This window comes from Natronorubrum halophilum, assembly GCF_003670115.1.
GTDB classification, from domain to species: Archaea; Halobacteriota; Halobacteria; order Halobacteriales; family Natrialbaceae; genus Natronorubrum; species Natronorubrum halophilum.
The window spans coordinates 62,477-78,056 of record NZ_QQTY01000003.1 but is presented as its reverse complement, the minus strand read 5'-3'; the positions used below and the strand labels follow the sequence as shown (position 1 = coordinate 78,056).

At 54.5% G+C, this 15,580-nt stretch carries 16 protein-coding genes; 7 read left to right on the top strand and 9 right to left on the bottom strand.

Annotation, left to right across the window (positions count from 1 at the left end; genetic code table 11):
- Positions 1 to 505 precede the first annotated feature (505 nt).
- Entirely contained in the window at positions 506 to 1,270 is a 765-nt protein-coding gene (locus tag DWB23_RS12370) for a class I SAM-dependent methyltransferase (protein WP_121743163.1), read from the bottom strand.
- A 199-nt stretch (positions 1,271 to 1,469) separates the two neighbouring features.
- Here DWB23_RS12370 and DWB23_RS12365 point away from each other — a divergent pair, with 199 nt between their 5' ends.
- Positions 1,470 to 2,111 (top strand): helix-turn-helix domain-containing protein, encoded by a 642-nt coding sequence (locus DWB23_RS12365; protein WP_121743162.1) that lies wholly within the window; start codon positions 1,470 to 1,472, stop codon positions 2,109 to 2,111.
- Positions 2,112 to 2,331: 220 nt separating this feature from the next.
- Here the strand turns inward: DWB23_RS12365 and DWB23_RS12360 are convergent, their stop codons facing one another.
- Together DWB23_RS12360 and DWB23_RS12355 are read right to left on the bottom strand one after the other, a co-directional pair.
- Positions 2,332 to 2,985, bottom strand: a complete 654-nt coding sequence (locus DWB23_RS12360) for a class I SAM-dependent methyltransferase (RefSeq protein WP_121743161.1) — start codon at positions 2,983 to 2,985, stop codon at positions 2,332 to 2,334.
- 70 nt (positions 2,986 to 3,055) lie between these two features.
- On the bottom strand, positions 3,056 to 3,730 hold the full coding sequence (locus tag DWB23_RS12355) for an IS6 family transposase (protein WP_121743160.1): 675 nt from the start codon (positions 3,728 to 3,730) through the stop codon (positions 3,056 to 3,058).
- A 129-nt stretch (positions 3,731 to 3,859) separates the two neighbouring features.
- On the opposite strand from DWB23_RS12355, the gene DWB23_RS12350 reads away from it, so the two are divergent.
- The 3 genes from DWB23_RS12350 to DWB23_RS23745 all read left to right on the top strand — a co-directional run bounded on the left by DWB23_RS12350 (position 3,860) and on the right by DWB23_RS23745 (position 5,628).
- A complete protein-coding gene (locus DWB23_RS12350; protein WP_121743159.1) occupies positions 3,860 to 4,774 on the top strand; it encodes a CPBP family intramembrane glutamic endopeptidase in 915 nt (304 codons plus the stop codon).
- Between the two features lie 250 nt (positions 4,775 to 5,024).
- On the top strand, positions 5,025 to 5,285 hold the full coding sequence (locus tag DWB23_RS23750; RefSeq protein WP_275086305.1) for a mechanosensitive ion channel domain-containing protein: 261 nt from the start codon (positions 5,025 to 5,027) through the stop codon (positions 5,283 to 5,285).
- Between the two features lie 13 nt (positions 5,286 to 5,298).
- Positions 5,299 to 5,628, top strand: a complete 330-nt coding sequence (locus tag DWB23_RS23745; protein ID WP_275086304.1) for a mechanosensitive ion channel — start codon at positions 5,299 to 5,301, stop codon at positions 5,626 to 5,628.
- A 529-nt stretch (positions 5,629 to 6,157) separates the two neighbouring features.
- Here DWB23_RS23745 and DWB23_RS12340 read toward each other — a convergent pair.
- The gene (locus tag DWB23_RS12340; RefSeq protein WP_121743158.1) at positions 6,158 to 6,499 is read right to left on the bottom strand and encodes a hypothetical protein; all 342 of its coding nucleotides are present in this window, start codon (positions 6,497 to 6,499) and stop codon (positions 6,158 to 6,160) included.
- A 516-nt stretch (positions 6,500 to 7,015) separates the two neighbouring features.
- On the opposite strand from DWB23_RS12340, the gene DWB23_RS12335 reads away from it, so the two are divergent.
- A complete protein-coding gene (locus DWB23_RS12335; RefSeq protein WP_238717411.1) occupies positions 7,016 to 8,065 on the top strand; it encodes a hypothetical protein in 1,050 nt (349 codons plus the stop codon).
- Positions 8,066 to 8,101: 36 nt separating this feature from the next.
- Here DWB23_RS12335 and DWB23_RS12325 read toward each other — a convergent pair whose 3' ends face one another.
- Together DWB23_RS12325 and DWB23_RS12320 are read right to left on the bottom strand one after the other, a co-directional pair.
- The gene (locus DWB23_RS12325; RefSeq protein ID WP_121743156.1) at positions 8,102 to 9,376 is read right to left on the bottom strand and encodes an RNA-guided endonuclease TnpB family protein; all 1,275 of its coding nucleotides are present in this window, start codon (positions 9,374 to 9,376) and stop codon (positions 8,102 to 8,104) included.
- Positions 9,373 to 9,528, bottom strand: coding sequence for a DUF2080 family transposase-associated protein (locus DWB23_RS12320; RefSeq protein ID WP_121743155.1), 156 nt, complete (start codon positions 9,526 to 9,528; stop codon positions 9,373 to 9,375). Before DWB23_RS12320 ends, DWB23_RS12325 begins: the two co-directional genes overlap by 4 nt.
- A 53-nt stretch (positions 9,529 to 9,581) precedes the next feature.
- Here DWB23_RS12320 and tnpA point away from each other — a divergent pair, with 53 nt between their 5' ends.
- Positions 9,582 to 9,980, top strand: a complete 399-nt coding sequence (gene tnpA / locus DWB23_RS12315) for an IS200/IS605 family transposase (protein ID WP_121743154.1) — start codon at positions 9,582 to 9,584, stop codon at positions 9,978 to 9,980.
- 925 nt (positions 9,981 to 10,905) lie between these two features.
- Here the strand turns inward: tnpA and DWB23_RS12310 are convergent.
- Positions 10,906 to 11,106, bottom strand: coding sequence for a hypothetical protein (locus tag DWB23_RS12310; RefSeq protein ID WP_121743153.1), 201 nt, complete (start codon positions 11,104 to 11,106; stop codon positions 10,906 to 10,908).
- Between the two features lie 553 nt (positions 11,107 to 11,659).
- Here DWB23_RS12310 and DWB23_RS12305 point away from each other — a divergent pair.
- Complete coding sequence (locus tag DWB23_RS12305) at positions 11,660 to 13,303, top strand: acyltransferase (protein WP_121743152.1); 1,644 nt, start codon at positions 11,660 to 11,662, stop codon at positions 13,301 to 13,303.
- A 314-nt stretch (positions 13,304 to 13,617) separates the two neighbouring features.
- On the opposite strand, the gene DWB23_RS12300 is transcribed toward DWB23_RS12305, so the two are convergent.
- Both DWB23_RS12300 and DWB23_RS12295 read right to left on the bottom strand, forming a co-directional pair.
- Positions 13,618 to 14,724 (bottom strand): ABC transporter ATP-binding protein, encoded by a 1,107-nt coding sequence (locus tag DWB23_RS12300; protein ID WP_121743151.1) that lies wholly within the window; start codon positions 14,722 to 14,724, stop codon positions 13,618 to 13,620.
- 6 nt (positions 14,725 to 14,730) lie between these two features.
- A complete protein-coding gene (locus DWB23_RS12295; protein ID WP_121743150.1) occupies positions 14,731 to 15,579 on the bottom strand; it encodes a carbohydrate ABC transporter permease in 849 nt (282 codons plus the stop codon).
- Position 15,580: the final 1 nt, after the last annotated feature.

Sequence of the window (15,580 nt, the reverse complement as noted above, 5' to 3'; positions counted from 1 at the left end):
TCTTTTTCAATATATCGTTCACCTACAGAAAGAGGTACTGAGCATAGGTCGTCGTTCGCTTGTCGATCTCTTCGACCGTTTTGACGTCGGTTGCTCGAGCAGGTCTTCGTTCTCGAGCGTCGACTGGTGGCTATCTGTGGCTGCACTCTCATCACTGCCAGAAGCGTACTCCGTATCCAGCGTCTGCTGGCCCGGCTCAGCGGACGCCTCCGTCTCCGCGATATACTCGCTGTACACTGTCTCGGGTGCATTGGACCGCTCGACAACTCGAAGAGGACCCATCACCAATTTATGCGCCTCAGTCCCGTCCTGACAATGACGATTCCCACAAGCAGGGCTATCACGCCAATGACTGTCCACTGCACTGATCTTCCAGTGATCGGTTCGCAGTCTGCGACGCACAAAATAGGACCTAACTGGATGATTCCGAGACCTTGCACCATCCATAACGTCCCGAGAAGCGCCAGGATGACGCCGAAGATCGTCAATATCGTCGCTTTCGTGTTCATGTTTCAGTACGTCTCCTGACACCATCATCACTCGAGGATGTCACCGTAGCCGAAGGGGTACACTCCCTCCTCTCGGTTCGGCTGTCTGTCTCGGTGGGGCTCACTGGCGTGGCAGTTCCGCGCACGAAGGGTCTAGACGGGCTAACACCGGTACTCAGCGTTTCAACCTCGTCGAGATCGAAGCGACCTGCTGCGATCCAGTCGTCCGTTCGGCGGTTGAGATGGCAGCCGTCGTCGATCCGCTTCCAGAGCGGTGTTAGCGCGTCCTGGATGAAGCCGTGTAGACCGCCCGACCGAACGTGTTCGAGAAATCGAAATTCGCCATTCGGCTTCACGACGCGGTGGACTTCCTCGAGGGTCCGAGACGGGTCCTGTACCGTACAGAACACCGCGGAGGCGATGACCACGTCGAACGTATCGTCCGCATAGGGCAGTGATTCGGCTCGTCCCGATCGCAGGTGGATGTCCAGATCGTGTGCGCTGGCGATTCGCTTTGCCTGCCGTCGCCTGTCGGGATCCGGTTCGATTGCATGCAGGTGGAGTGCTGGCTCACGCCGGACTGCTGTTTGCAGGTACGGAACCATTGCACCGCTCCCCGCGCCGAGATCCAGTACCGTCCCCTCGAGATCGCGTGCGAGATATCGCCGGTGCTCTGCGATAGTGAAGCGCTTAGAGAGCGCAGTGACGATCGGCGGACCGGGAGTTGATGATTTCGTCTCCGTTCGTTTCGTGGTGTTGCTTTCAGTTTTGCTGCTCGACATACATTGGTGATACGGACGGCCCGGCTACGCATGCGAATAGCGCCTTACATCTGAGGCGGGTTTAAATATTCACACTGCGTACTTTCCCATCGATGCGCCACTGTCCGCGACAGAGTCAACCCGAGCAACTCGTAGTTAAACGGAGCGACCGAATACAGTCGTCCTCGGACTCGATGGACAGAAAGAGCAGATCGAACGTATGAGGTATGTCACGTTCGTCATTTCGCAAATGGACGATGAACGCTGTCCGAACGGTGAGTCCGCTACCGATCGAGCAGTGAACGGTGAGGCGATTCACTACATCAATCTCTTGGATGACGGAACCGGCGTAGCACTGTATCAACTCCGTGGTGACCTCAAACAGAGTACGGAAGTACTAGAGGCGGATCCAGAGGTGCTATCGGTCGAGCGATCTGAGGCATCGGACGGGCTTGTCTACCTCCATTTTCGAGCAAATGCCCTCATGACCGACCTCCTCAGTATATTCCGACGATATGAGATCGTCGTGGACTGGCCGATGGAGTACACCGATCAGGGTGGGCTTCGGGTAACAACGATCGGAGAGGACAAGAAGATCCGAGAGGCGATCGCGGAAATTCCAGACGGGATTCAGATTGTGCTCGAGGGTATCGGCGAGTATCACCCAGATATGCGTCAGCTCGCGTCGCTGCTGACTGATCGTCAGCAAGAACTGTTGGAGCTAGCGATCGATGAGGGCTATTACGAGATGCCGCGGCGCGCGACCCTCCGCGACCTTGCGGATCAAGTGAATATCTCTGCGGGAACGATCGGTGAACACTTACGGAAAATCGAAACGAAGGTCATTACGGAACTCGTCTGATACCAGCATTCTCCAACGAGATGGCCATCTCAACTTCTATGCCTTGATGCGAGAGAATATGTCAAAAATTCCCCATCTCGAATTTGTTGGCACTGTCTAGATGAGGGAAACCGTAAGACTGGGAATCGTCCCGATACCCGGTGCCCAGGCGTACGCCCCGATCATCCGCGACTGCGCCGAGCAGTTGCACGATGAGGTGCACGAATCGGAACGACGAACTTTAGAACGGAACGCGAAAGCGGGCGATATAGCCACCAGTCCAGCCAAATCGGCAATCATATTCGAACCCAGCATTTGCGGCACGATCGCGAAGCGAGTCAACTGGCACCATGTGTGGATCCGGGAGCGTTTCGCCAACAACCACGCGCCCACCAGATTTCACCACTCGAGAGAGTTCGCGCAGCGCTGCGTCTTGATCTGGAACCTCGCCGAGCACGGTCACCAAATACGCAGCATCGAATGCGTCATCGTCGTATGGAAGGTGTTGTGCGTCACCCTGTTGAGAGGTGATATTTGTGATCTCTTGTTCGGTTGCTCGCTGTTCGAGACGACCGATCATTTTCTGTTGGGTGTCGATCACGTCGAGCGTTCCACCAGGAGTGATCCATTCTGCGGCAGCAAGAGTGTAATACCCGGTCCCTGGTCCGATCTCGAGGATCCGTTCACCGGACTGTGGTTCGAGCGCTCGACGAAGTCGCCGTCGCTTTACGAACGGACGCGGTAATGAGAGCGCGAACCGGGAGTGATACGGACACGCCGATGGATCGCGACGGGAGCGAACTATTCCGAGACCAACGATAACAATTACCAGGCCCACGGCCGCAGCGATCAGACGTGAGATTCGACGATTCGTTGATCGGTTTCGCTGCTCCATGACCGGATATTCAGTCGGATCACATTGTGAGCTTTATGGTCTATTGACTCGATGGAAACGCTGGCACTGTCTAGTTTAGCACCTCCGCTGGCGTCTGTCCGTTGAGTGACTGGTGAGGTCGTTGTGTGTTATAGTAGTGTACGAACTGCTCAAGCCACCCTCTGACGCTCGCCCGACTGCTCACCCACGAGTTATGGAAGCGGTCGACTCGCATTTTGAAGGTGTGAAACCACTTTTCGAGCAGGTTTCTCTCGGCGTAGTCGAGCTGGCCGCCCAACCATAATCGAGAAAGGGCAGTCAGGTAGCCGTAGCCATCGACGAGAAACACCGTGTCGGAGAGATCGTGTTTCTCGGTGAGTCGATGCAGGAATGCAGCGGCTAGATCGGTGCCTCGTTGTCCGAATACTGCGACATCAAGAATCAGCTTCGTTTCGGTGTCTATTGCAGCGTACACCCAAGACCACTCGCCATTGATCTTGACAGCGGTCTCGTCAACCGCGACCCGCTTCGGCTGCGCCTCAGGCGGGTCGCGCCCGCTGTCAGCCAGCCGATGTACCCAGTTCCAAACTGCCCCATGAGAGCGTTCAACGCCTAATTCAGCAAGAATGATTGTTGTCTCCCGAAGCGAACAACCGGTGGCGTGGAGACGGACGGCGAACGCCCTGACGGGCGTCGCCGTCCGCTCGTTCTCCCAAGTTTCTTCTAGATCCGCGTCGTAGGACTCGCTGAGCAGGTCTGCGAGCATTTGGTCCAACAAACTCAATGACCTGCTCGTTCCTCAAACTAGCTCAACTAGACAGTGCCAATTTGTTTATGACTAGAGATTACATACATATTCCACTATCTTATGTGTCCACGGGATGAAAAGCCAACGATGGAAAAAACGTTGGGGCGTACGGTTGGTAACACTAATATTCAATTGTCGAATCCCTGGATATTCTTCGCAATTACGTTCGCTTTCACATGGGCGTTCTGGATACCGGCGATTATCTTTGACCTCGCGTTCGATAACGCTCTCGGTCTCCTGTTACTCCTGCTGGGGCTCCTCGGGCCAGGCATCACCGGTGTTGCACTCATGGAACTGCTGTATACCGAAAGCGCCCAGCAGGACTTCTGGGACCGTGTCACGAATATTCGCCGGATCGGCATTCAGTGGTATCTTGCGGTCTTCTTATACGCGCCGATACTGTTCGCTATCGCAGCAGGTATCGATATACTGCTGGGCGGTACCGGCTATTTTGTGGCCGATTGGGTATCACAGCTCACATCTAATCCAGCTGCATTTCTCCCAACATTGCTCTTTTCGACGCTACCACCGGTTCTCGAAGAATTAGGCTGGCGTGGCTATGCATTGGACCAACTTCAACGAACACGGACCGCGTTAGCTGCCGGGTTGGTTCTGGGAGTTTTCTGGGCAGTTTGGCATCTCCCACTCTTCCTTATTGAAGGGACAAACCAGCACGACGCTGTTGGATTCTTGACGATAGAATTCTGGCTGTTCATGGTCGGTGTCGTCGCACTCTCCGTCGCATTCACCTGGATCCACAACGGCACTGGAGGGAGTATCCTTGCAAGCATCCTGCTACACTCTTGGACTAATTTCACCCTGCAGACCTTTGAGGGAACACTCCGAACGGATATTCTATTCTACGCCGGCACCCTGTGGGCTTTCGTCGTGCTTGTCGCAATAATCTATGGTGTAAAAACCCTGGCGAAAGGGAAAGATCTCCCACACCCGACCCTCAAAACGCAGCCGACCGCCATTTCAGGCGGTAGTCAGGACTCATAGGTGTATTCACCCACCGTGATAGACACCCAAATCGTCATTAATCTCAGCTGAACGATGTTAGCTGTTTGCCCGCTATTTAAAATATCTATCAGTCCTGATAGACCGTTCAGCGTTTACTAAGCAAGTGTAGTGTGCAGTAGCTTCACGAGAATGAGTATCCAAAGAAGAGGATTTCAACAGAGCCGAATATTCCCGTATTGTCCTCGTTTCTCGTTTCGGCGGGAATTATTGGCATCATTCTTGGTTGGCCGTGCAGGAAGCCATCGGCAATTTGATCGGCGGCGTATCGCTGCATTTCGACGATACGTACAAAACAGGGGACGTCGTCTTCTTAGAAGTCGGACAGCGAGGGAGCGTGACTGATATCGGCATTCGGAGTACGACCGCTCTCACACGGGACAATATCTTAATTACTGTTCCGAACGCTGTGTTGAACTCGCCTCTGTCGTTAACGAGTCCGCTCCAAAGCGTCGCAAGCGAATTCGAGTGCCAATTACCGTTGCATAGGTGAGAACTATCAAAAAGTGGATAATATTCTATTGGGCGTTTGTGACGAGATTCCGCTCCTCCTCGATTCGCCCTCGCCTCGGGTGATGTTCCGGGAATTCGGTGATTCTTCGCTCGTCTTCGAACTCTGGGCCTACGTTGCTCATCCATTTAGCGAACTCCGGGCAATCGACCAGATCAACCGTCTCGTCTATGACGAATTCGACGACGCAGATATCGTAATCCCCTTCCCGCGCCGGGAAATTAGCTTCCTCGATTCGGAACAAGACGTTCTCCACAACGGCCTGTGGAACGAACATACGATGAGGAGACAGAACCGCTCACAGATGAGTCAAGCAATTAAGTAGATCACCTCCCTCAGCGTTCGCCCCGAGATTCTCCGAACTCATCAATATCGATCACTTCGCATCTCCCATATGGTGTGTAATCGCTGTGAATCAGACGAAGGAGCGCGTATGGAGGACCGGTTTCAGAGTGAGGCGATCATCACGCATCTGTATCAGAGTTGTGCCCGCTCGATGACTGACGATCCGGATATCATCGAAGTCAACCTTTCTCCCGGCCCATAGACGTCTCTAAAGTTCTACTGTTCTTCTCGAATAGAAGTACGTATCATTCCGCTCCAAAATCCAATGTGAGCGGAGAGTCTCGATCACTGCCATTCTTGAATGATCTCATCACGAGGTCTCGTGGAGTACTCCCCAGTACGATTCCCGTTCGAGTGACTCATCGCTATCCTCGGAATCGCGGATCCAGACGCGTTCGCGTCGCTGTATCACTGAATACGACGCCGCTGCGTACGTCGTGCCGCTGAGCGCGTTGCTCCTGTTGATCCGGCGAGTCGGCACCGCGAGGGAGCGGCGGGCCGAAGCGCTCTCAGTCGAGCACGACGAGCGTATAGAGGTCGATCACGCTGAGGATGATGACGGTGAACGGAAAGGCTACGTCGCCGAAGGCGGGCCCCTCGAGTCGGAGGGCGGTAACGACGAGCGGTTCGGTGAGCGAACCCTCGGCGAGGAGCGCGCCCGGACTGAGAAATACGAGCGTGATACCGCACAGCGCGGCCCAGCTAACCGCGCGCGCCCACTGGCCGACGACGAGATGGCCCGCGCCCGGACAGAGCACGGCTAGAAGGTACGCCGGCCACGTCTTGACGCGTGTCAGAAGGGACGTCCGGTGACTGTCGCGAGGCGTCTCGAACCCGGATTTGATTGCCATACACTCCCGTCAACACTGTTCCTCAAAAGGCTCAGTCAGACGCCTGTACGACAGGCCCTGACCACGTGCGCTCGAGGTCGATACCCGAGACGCTTAGCCCGCGTTATCCGCCTATTATTCCGCCCGTACACGCTCGAGTAACTGGATGAAAGACCCGCCCAGCGCCGTCGTTAAGACGGGTGTGGATGACGACTTCGTACATCGCACGCGCCAGTCAACCGTACCGGTTGCTGTACCAGTCTTCGCTGCTCCGCACCACTCGAAAACGGATGCCACGCAGGGTTTACTACGGATCCGACGGGCGATCCAATCGAGCAGTTCTCGGATTGACTCGAATACGTGCACATTTCGCAGTCAGTTGTAAGAGAGACAACTGTTCAGAGTTAAAAAATCATGAGTAACCGCATTAACATCGAGAATACATTCAGTTATTTATAATAGAGTGTTAATAACCTACGATCTAATTCCGTTCAGTACCTATATACCATTATTTGATACTGAAAACCATCGATTTGCATGGAAGAGAATCGTGCTGATCGCGCGACCACGGACGACCGCAAAGGAAGCGAAGCAACCGAGAAGGTAACCAGTGCCGGCATGACTCGACGTCGAACACTCCGTCTGAGTGGCCTCTTGGGCATGGGTGGATTGGTTGGCGTAACCGGGGCGGGAGTGGACGGCGTGGCAGCGGCACCGAGGAACGATAACAGGACGGAAGAACAGATCCATCTGGACTACGATGATTACGATAGCTGGGACGACGTGTACCGAAGGACGAGCGGCGATAGCGATAATATCTCGTTCGTTTCCGATCCGACGTACTCGGGAGATACCGCCACCGAGATCCGAATCCGTGAAGGCAGCAACTGGGGCGTGAGCACGCACTATGACTTCGAGGACGGACTGCTCGAGCTCAACGGCCGCGTCCGCTTCGCACTCGACGACGATTGGGCGATGGGCGGACGAGAGATAGCGAACTGTCGGCTCTGGAACTGTGCCATGGGCCTGGGTCCGGGCAGTGCCGGCGGCGGAATCCCTGATGGCACCAACGGCTGGAGTAATCGGATGTACGTCACCAACAAAGGAACCGACCCGGACGGTCCGTTCCATCTTCTCTCGAACTCCTATAATATGGACAGAATCCACGACTCCGACTACATCATCGCTGGCGAAGACCACACCGTTCAGGAGGTCGAAATCAGCCCCGGTGAGTGGTACGAATTCGAGTACTACGTGTGCATGAATACGGTCGATAACGGTGTGGCGAATTCCGACGGCGTCGTCCGGTACTGGCTCGACGGAGATCTCATCTACGACCGCCAGAACTTCCGGTTCACGGAAGATCTCGAAAACAACATCATCGACACGAGCGGCCCCGTCGGGCACTACGGCGGTCGGTACGAAGCGCCCCAAGACCTCTCTGTCTACTACGATGACCACTCGATGGTACTTGACGGGACGTTCGACGATGAACCGGAAGAACCGGAGCAACCAGAAGAGACAGATCCGATAACGAGGATAGTGCTTCCCGATTGGATAGAACTCCCGGACGGAGTCACTCTGTGAACCGCCTCGGGGTCAAGCCCCGAGGCTTCCCGTGGTTTAGTCGGATACTCCCACACGACCATCGGCCTGATAGCCTCGAACGGTTGCGTGGGTCACGGTCGGGGCGTCCACGGCCCCCGATGCCTGCCGTCGCAGTTTCCGAACAACGGGAAGGCTGTTGAGAGCAGGCACATTCCAATCGAGTTTATTCACGCCTTTCACGGCGATGTTGACACTTGCACTTCGGTCGCTGTGGTCTTGATGCCCACAGTCCCGACACTTGAACCGCTTTTTGTTACGGTTCGCACGCTCCGTGTGTCCGCACATCGGACACCGTTGGCTCGTGTACGCAGGGTCAATCCACGCAGTCGGGATGCCCTCGAATGACGCCTTGTACGACGTATAGAACTGAAGGGCGCGGAACGGGAGGTGGTGCAAGCGTCGATTCATCCGAGTGCCGTAGTCGATACTGTCGCGCATCTCTTTGAGGTCTTCAAAGACGATACACGGCTTCTCGAACTGCTGGCTCCACTCCACGATGTGCCGAGATACCTTGTGGAGTCGGTCGCGGACGAACCGTTCTTCGCGCCCTTCGAGTGTGTCGTGGATGCTGTCTTTCCCCGCATTCTGCACGCGCTTTCGCATCGTGAAGTAGCGGTGGCGCTCGAACTTGATTTCGGGGAAGTCGATAACCAACGTATCCTCAACGCCATCTTCTGAAAGTGCAGTGAGAGCCACGTTGTCCTCGTTCACGTCCACACCAACTACAGTTCGTGAGTCGTGCTTGTCCCGAACGGTCTGCTCGGTGTTGGTGACGTTGACGTGCAACTCGGGGTTCTCGTTGTGGAACAGGGCTTCTGCCGTCCCAACTTTCCACTCGTCGCTCGTGAGTGTGGTCTTGAGAATGTCGAGGTGGGCGTCACTCCCTTCGAGGACACCCTTGACGTGTTTGTATGGCTTCGCGCTGATGCGGAACGTCACGTCACCATCGTCGGTGAGCGACAGGTTGTACCCCTCCTCGTAGTTCGCTCTAAGTGGGTACGCGCCGTCCTTGGTGTGACTTGGCTGGCCGAAGTCGTCGTACTCGAAGTAGTTCTCCATCGCACCGAGCGCCTTCGCAACGACGCGCTGGGTCGTGTTCTTCACGAGGTCGGCATCGTCGGCCACACGGTCGGGAATCGCGTCCCAGTCCACGCCTTCTTTGGCGAGCCTGATGGTTTCGTTGTAGACCGAGCGGGCTTCGAGGGTGGCGTCGTACAGCAGGCTCTCGTTGTCACTCTGGATGTTCAGTTGGAAATCCAGCGTCTTGACGAGAGCCTGTGAATCTGTCATTCTTCGTCTTGTTCAGTGGGTTCGGAGGTTCGGACGACCTTCACGTCGGCTCCCCGCCAGCGTTTGGGGACGGTGACGTGGGAGCTGTTCCCGAACGGTTTGACCTCACCGTCGAGAACCTCCTCGCCGTCGATTTCAAAGCGGTTCGCCATACAAGAGTATATCCTTTGGATATACTTAACTGTGTTGGTGGAATGGGTTCGATATGAGGGAGAAGCGGTCGAATCACACAGTGTACAACGTGAACTACCACTTCGTGTGGTGCCCGAAGTACCGACACGCGATTCTCGAACCAATCGAAGAATCACTAAAATCGAGTTTTCATGACGTGTGCGACGAGTATGGCTACAAGATACTGTCGTTGCACATCTCACCCGACCACGTACATCTGTTCCTCTCGGCTCACCCGAAACACGCGCCAAGTGAGATTGTACGGACGGTCAAGAGTATCACGGCACGAGAGATGTGGGAACAGCACGAGTCGTTCTTGGAGGAGTACCTGTGGGGTGGTGGATTCTCGGAGCAGTCGTACTACATTGGAACAGCGGGAACAGTCTCAACGGAGACGATTGAACAGTATATCGAGCGAACAGAACACGTCTAAGTATCGGCTTCACCCTCGGGGTCAAGCCCCGAGGCACTCGCCTTGTTTCCTCTGTAGAATCGCAAAACGGTGGTCTGATTCCGGTTTTGTGAGCAGGGATATTTTTCAATCGCTCGACGGCCCGGAGTCACGTCAAGACTCACAGCGATGTGTTTGTGCGAGTTCCGAAACTGGACGTCAAATACTGTCGCGTTTGGAGTCCCCGTGTAAAACCGCTGTACGATCTCCGACTGATTCCCGGACAGGCCACGGCCACCCTTTCCTGGGACATGGGTGGGGGTGGATTGTACGGTGCGAGGCGACAGCGGGAACGAGAGATACCGCCGGCCGGACGATGATGCAGAGACCGGCAGCGTCTTCGGATGTTAATCCGCAGATCGAGATGAACTGCTCGAGGTGGTCGTCACAGCCGATAGCGGAACCGTGAGTTGATTCGAGGCGATATCCGTCGGGGCATTCGCCGCCCGCTTTCACGAAACCAGTTAGTCATTTCGAGAGACAACAACGATTCTCGCTAAAGTAAGCGTTGAACGCTCTCACGGAGCGGTCTGTAACTATTTTCACCTACTGTCTTCCATTATTTCAAACCCGGCGACGTTCAGGAGAGCGCTGCACGAGAGCAGCGCATCAGAAACCAACGGTTTCTGAGAACCGCTTCGTCGACGCGGGTCGCAGTTAGCGAGACTACTGTCCAGATTAATACCGGTCGATTTTGTTGATTCTTTGCAATATCAATTGAAACAAAGTGGGTACTCGATGTTACTTGTTTGGTCGTCATGGAATTGACGGCGGGTGCGTTTCTTCACTGATTGACCGAGAAACACGATCCCTCGGCTCTGTTGAAATCCTATTCTTCATGTATCCTTTAGCGTGAAACACACGCACACTACAGATGCGTACTTATCGCATGTTATTACGATAGTGCTTAATCTCTATTACTCTGTCTAACATAGAGCATACCCACTCCAAACGCGATACTACCTGCACCTCCCGTGATGACTGCTTTGGCTAACTCACCGTTGAAGAATGCCATTTTGATAAAAACTGAGATAGCTACCCAGATAACAGCATTCGTGAAGACGAACAACCACGGATTCTCCAAGTCGAAATTAAGCACCATGTTCATACGTTAGTTTCTGAACCCTTCAGTAAATATGTTCCCACACTGAACGATGTGTGCTTCACCTGTACTTACCGACCTCTCTCAAAATTTGTTAACCGCTGATAATTTCAACAGAGCCGATCCTCTGAGACGACGTTTCTCGTCGATCAAGTCGGCTATCGGACTTCTCTCGAGGAGGATTGAGCAATTGCGTCGAGTATACTAACCGATACGCCATCAAAACGCGGTTTCACGTCCTCAGGATGCGCGTTGATACGTTCACAACTCACGGATAAGCAGTCGGGCAAACGCACGCTAATGTATTGCAATATCCATGCACTATTACAACCACCAGAGACCGCGTCAATCGCTCGGCGGAAACACGCCAGACGAGAAGGTGCTGAGTTAGATAATGCCCCGGGTACCTTGATGACGTCTTCGTCGAATTTCAGTGGTTCGACACTTCACGCCGACATCGACTGAGGGGAGGGGTTTTGGACAGTGCCGTCTCCAGGAACCACTACACAAGCATCCAAACGTATAATACTGTCATTGAGAAAGTGTGGAATGAGATCTCATGACATCGTATGACATCCACCGGGACAGAGTGATCTCCCACCTTCCGTGGCGAGAGATACCGGAGTCGATGGAAGCGGTACAGACTGAATGGCAGACGTTTCTACGTGACGAGTATGATCTGTCCATCGGTGACAACGTGTTCATCTCCGAGGAGGCAGTCGTCGACCTCCCGAACGGACGTATCGGTGATGGCACCATCATCGCCAGCGGCGCGATCGTTCGAGGGGACGTCACCATCGGAGCAAATTGTTCGGTGAACCCATACGTGAACATCGCAGGCAAGGTTACGGTCGGCGATGGCGTCCGCATCGCCTCCACGGCCAGCCTCTGGGGAGAAAATCACGTGTTTGCAGATCCCGACACCCCGATACACCAACAAGGGAACCGATACGAGGGTATCGAGGTCGGAGACGACGTGTGGATTGGTGCGGGCGCGGTCGTCCTCGACGGGACGGCGATGGGGTCACACAGTGTCATTGGTGCAGGAGCCGTCGTCACCTCCGACGTCCCCGAGTATGCGATCGTCGTCGGCAATCCGGGCACGATTGTCGGTTATCGGGGCGAGAGCAACGGACCCGACTCCGATTCTGATCTCCGTGATCGCCTGTCCCAGTTCGGCGAGATGGTAGCCGAACAGGTTTCTAACGTAATATCCACCCACCAACGCAGTGCTCCAGACGGAAACCTCCCCGATCACCCCGATTCGACGCCCGTTCGCGCCCTGTGCGATGCCGTGGAAATCGCAGGCATGTTCGACGAAACTCCACCAGGATGGAACCGCACAGAATTGATAGAAGAATTACAGGACCTTCAAGACCCGGATACCGGGCTGTTACCGAATTCAGGTGAGAACCCCTCGAAAGACCACGACCCGACTACACTCCCACCGGAGTGGAGACCGTATCACATCCTCTCGGTGGGGTACGCACTCGAAGTCCTCGGTGAGACGTTTGAACACCGAATATTTGCCGTCGACAACCTCTCGCCCGAGGACCTGTACGAGCACCTCGAAGAACTCCCGTGGGAAACCAACGCGTGGGGCTGTGGGGCTTGGATAGATCATTACGCAACTGGACTCTACTTCAACCACCGATACTTCGCCAGTGATCGTTCGCCTGCATCGGTGTTCGGCTGGCTCGAAACCTCGATAGACCCGGATACCGGCCTCTGGGGCAAACCCACCGCAGATGAAGGATGGCTTCAACCAGTGAACGGCTTCTATCGAGCGACAAGGGGCACGTACGCTCAGTACGGCCTAGAGGTACCTTTCCCGGAGGCTACGATCGACACCGTGCTGCGTCACGGACGCGATTCGACCCACTTTCGGGAGGGTCCAAGGAACGCGTGTAATACCCTAGACGTCGTTCACCCGTTGTGGCTGTGCGGACAACAGACGGACTACCGACGCGACGAAATCGAGAAGTGGGCTCGGATCCAGCTTGATCAGGTACTAGATCACTGGCGCAATGGCCAGGGGTTCGCGTTCGAACTCACCGACGAACCGGCCACGTTGCAGGGGACAGAAATGTGGCTCAGTGTGGTTTATCTTCTTGCAGAACTCTGTGGAATGAGCGGCGAACTCGGATACAAACCCAGGGGAGTCCATAGGACGGACGTCGGGTTCGATCTCTATCGGCAGTAACGGAGACGAATTGGTGGGTTTCGATGACACGGTTCTCGGCGCAAGCGTTGAGATACTGGTTGGCCGGGACGACGAATAGACGAGCTAACATCCGGTTTCTGGAAACCAGAGATGTGACGTTTTCCATCTTGTTTGCAGGACAAGGTTAGCAAGGGCGCACAACCCATCCGCTAATACGCGGGCCGAAGAGACGTTGAACTCTGAAGTGCCTATTCCCCGTCCCTCAGATCATCATGATGAGAATGACAAGAACGCTCTTGATGAACGCGTGTTCCTCGTTCTACTGCCGATATTTCAACAGGGATAGCGCCGATCTATATCTGAGCCTGAGTGGGGCTAATCTCGTCGGTTTTCGTTTTTATTGACTCCCCAGTCTGATCGTCGAAGAGATATACCGACTCCTCCTCGAAGTGGATCCCAACCCGATCATCAGGTTCAGGTCGAATAGATGCGTCTGTACGAGCGACGACCTCTTTCTCTCCGATTTGCCCATAGATGAAGTTCTCATTCCCCATTTTTTCTACGACGCTCACAGCCAGTTCACTCCCTGCGTCATTAATTTCGACATCCTCAGGTCGGATACCCATGCGAAGTCGTTGATGATCACCCACTCCAGAGGTGGACATCTTGTAGGTGAACTCTCCAGGCCCGATAAGGTTTTGTCCCTCGATTTCCACATCGAAGAGGTTTATGCTAGGGCTCCCAATGAAGTCCGCAACGAACTCGTTGATTGGGTTTCTATAGAGCTCCTCCGGGACATCGATCTGTTGTAGAATCCCGTCGCTAAGTACAGCGATTCGATCACCCATTGCCATCGCTTCGGTTTGATCGTGCGTGACGTATATCGTCGTAACATCCAGATCGTTCTGAAGTTCCTGAATTTCGGTTCGCATCCCCGCCCGAAGCTTGGCGTCCAGATTCGACAATGGTTCGTCCATGAGGAACACTCCCGGTTCACGAACGATCGAGCGACCCAGGGCTACGCGCTGTTGCTGGCCGCCAGACAACTCCCCCGGCTTTTTCGACAACAGGTCATCGATTCCCATCATCTCCGCAGTGTCGGTCACACGTGAATTGATCTCTTCACTCGATAGTTTTGAAGAAAGTTTGAGACCGAAACTCATGTTCTGTTCGACGGTCATGTGCGGATACAGAGCGTAGTTCTGGAAAACCATCGCGACGTCCCGGTCACGGGAGCGAAGGTTGTTGACTACCTGACCGTCGAATTGCACCTTTCCTTCGGTAATACTCTCCAAGCCAGCGATACACCGGAGTGTGGTTGACTTCCCACATCCGGAGGGGCCGACGAATACGATGAACTCTCCGTCCTTTATTTCCAGATCAAGGTCGTCGACTGCAACGATCTCGTTGTTTTTGGTGTCGTACGTCTTCTTCAGTCCGTCAATTTTTATTTCTGTCATTGATCATCACTCCTTGACTGCTCCTGCGAGGATACCATTTACAAAGTGACGCTGCAGAGCGATAAAGACGATGAGCATCGGTACGATAGCGATAAGTGCCGCAACCATCAGCTGATCGTACGCAGGCGTCTGTTGGCTCATGATCTTTGTTAGTGCGACGGGGATCGTGAACTTGTCCTCTTGGAGAACCACTAACGGCCAGAGGAAGAGGTTCCACTGGAATAAGAAGAGGATCACCGCCAGGGCCGCCATTCCGGATTTCACCGCTGGGAGAGCGACCCGGTAGTAGAGCTGAAATTCCGTGGCCCCGTCCATTCGGGCGGCTTCCAACAGCGAATCCGGTATAGACTGCATCGTTTGGCGCATGAAGAAGATTCCGACCGGATACGCTGCCCACGGAAGGATAATCGCGGCAAACGAGTTCGAGATTCCCATGTTCGAGACCAGCAAGAACAGTGGAATCACAAGCAGATTGATCGGGATGATGAGAGTACCGAGGATCGCCAAGAAGATCAGCTCTTTGAATCTGAAATCGTATTTAGCGAAGGCGAATCCGCTCATCGAGCAGAGGATCAACGAGAGCACAGTGTACAGACTCGCCACGATGATGCTGTTCAGTACGCTCTGATAGTAGTTGACAGTCTGGCGCTCCGCCAGCGCTTGAGCGTTGTCGAAGAAATGCGATCCTGGAAGCAGTCGTGGGAAACTCCCGGTGTTTCCGAGAATTTCGGTCTGTGGGAGCGTCGAAGCGATGAGGAGCCAGTAGATCGGAATCATTACGAACAGGACTGCGCCGATAACGAATCCGTAGCCACCGAACTTCCACAGCGCCTCGTTCAGGTCTTTTTCGTGCATC